This window comes from Okeania hirsuta (assembly GCF_003838195.1).
Taxonomy (GTDB): Bacteria; Cyanobacteriota; Cyanobacteriia; order Cyanobacteriales; family Microcoleaceae; genus Okeania; species Okeania hirsuta.
In genome coordinates this window covers 1-1,700 of record NZ_RCBY01000552.1, presented here as the reverse complement: position 1 = coordinate 1,700, position 1,700 = coordinate 1, and the positions used below count along the sequence as shown (strand labels likewise).

At 32.4% G+C, this 1,700-nt stretch carries 2 protein-coding genes; both read left to right on the top strand.

What is annotated here, in order from left to right:
- Positions 1–520: 520 nt before the first annotated feature.
- Positions 521–1,168 carry a cofactor assembly of complex C subunit B gene (locus tag D5R40_RS32765; protein WP_124146529.1) on the top strand — a complete coding sequence of 216 codons (648 nt, stop codon included), beginning with the start codon at positions 521–523 and terminating at the stop codon, positions 1,166–1,168.
- A 24-nt stretch (positions 1,169–1,192) separates the two neighbouring features.
- Positions 1,193–1,669 carry a DUF456 domain-containing protein gene (locus D5R40_RS32760; RefSeq protein ID WP_375339449.1) on the top strand — a complete coding sequence of 159 codons (477 nt, stop codon included), beginning with the start codon at positions 1,193–1,195 and terminating at the stop codon, positions 1,667–1,669.
- Positions 1,670–1,700 lie beyond the last annotated feature (31 nt).

Sequence of the window (1,700 nt, the reverse complement as noted above, 5' to 3'; positions counted from 1 at the left end):
TATATGTGCAATTAGGCGGATTTGATATCAATCCTCTTCTTTTCAAGGAGAGATAATAATTAATAATTAATAATTAATTGTTGAACTACTTTCTACTCTCTGCTTTCAAGAAGATGTAGCAAAAATGCGTGATATTTGGGTATAAGATTCCACACTTCAACTGCTGTGTCTACAATTGCTTGAAGTTATCAGACACGAAGTGGCTTGTCAAAGACTACCTCAATCAACTTTTTCCTTCTTCAATAAATTTAATGAGTTAAATCATAGCTTTCAAAATTTATGTAGAGACTATATAGCAATCAGGAATAAGTTGTGAGAGTTGAGTTGTTCCTTAAAAGTATAAAGTATAGCAGTTATCATATTCAGATGATAGATTTTTTTTCTTCTTCCCTGTTCCCTGTTTCCTAAAATTTGCCAATATCTCACAACTTAAATTATATTATATTACTATATATTCATATTTCTTAAATATAAACACTATATTTAAACCCTCTTTCTTTAATAATTTATTCTTTAAAATATGGCTAAATCAGACCAAAATCAAGTCCTACGAATGTTACCTATAATAGTAGGAGGATTAGGTGGAACTTTACTCATGGTTAATCGATTTTTCACCCCTAATCTTTTAGCTTCCCAAGCTCGTTCTGATGTTGTAGGAGTAATTTTAAGCGCTTTTTTAATTTTAACTGGTTTACTTTGGCAACAGATACAACCACGTTCTCCTGATACTGTTGAATTAATTGGTGAATCAGGATTTGAACTATTGCCAGAATTATCTGACATAGCAAAAAATGAACTTGCCTGGGCTTCTAGTTTATTATTAACTAATACAGTTACTAAAACTATTATTATTTGGTATCAAAACAAAGTCTTATTAAAAAGAGGAATGTTACCATCTCACTCACAAGTAGAACCGGGAGCTATTTTCAAGCAAGTTTTGAATAAACAAAAACCTATTTATTTAGTAGATTTAAAAGTTTATCCGGGTCGTATTGAATTTAATTATTTACCAGAAAATACTCAAGGTGTCATTTGTCAACCTATTGGTAAGAATGGTGTAATTATCTTAGGTGCAAATTCCCCTCGCAGTTATACGAAACAAGATGAAAATTGGATTTCAGGAATAGCAGAGAAATTGACAGATACTTTATTGAGAGAAATTAACTAGAATCAATAATACAGGTTAATTTTTTTGATTTTAATTAATTTGATTTTAATTAATATGTTAATGGTAATTATTTATTGGCTTCTTATAATAGTTATGTTGGTCGGTGTTGCTGGTGCTGTAATTCCAGGTTTGCCAGGTTCTAGTTTGATTTTAGCAGCGATTTTAGTTTGGAGCTTTATTCAAAATTTTACTGGAGTGGGTTGGGCATTAGGAATGGCGATCGCCGTTCTGGTTTTGAGTACTTTGATAGATTTTCTAGCTACTTATTGGGGAGCAAAACAGTCAGGTGCTAGCAAATGGGGACAAATAGGTTGTTTCGTTGGTCTGGCACTAGGTTTTTTTGGTCTATTACCAGCTTTACCATTTGGCGGACCTTTATTAGGGATGTTGATTGGACCTTTTTTCGGAGCAGTTGTTGGAGAATTTTTATATCGTCAAGATTTAGAGTTTATTCAGAGGGCTAAATTATCTGTAATATCAAATCCGGTAGCATCGGAGTAATTAAACCTGAATTTTCGGCCACCAATGGTAC

Bases quoted from the DNA above. Each gene is read 5' to 3' on its own strand.
- D5R40_RS32765 (WP_124146529.1), top strand. From the start codon at position 521: ATGGCTAAATCAGACCAAAATCAAGTCCTACGAATGTTACCTATAATA.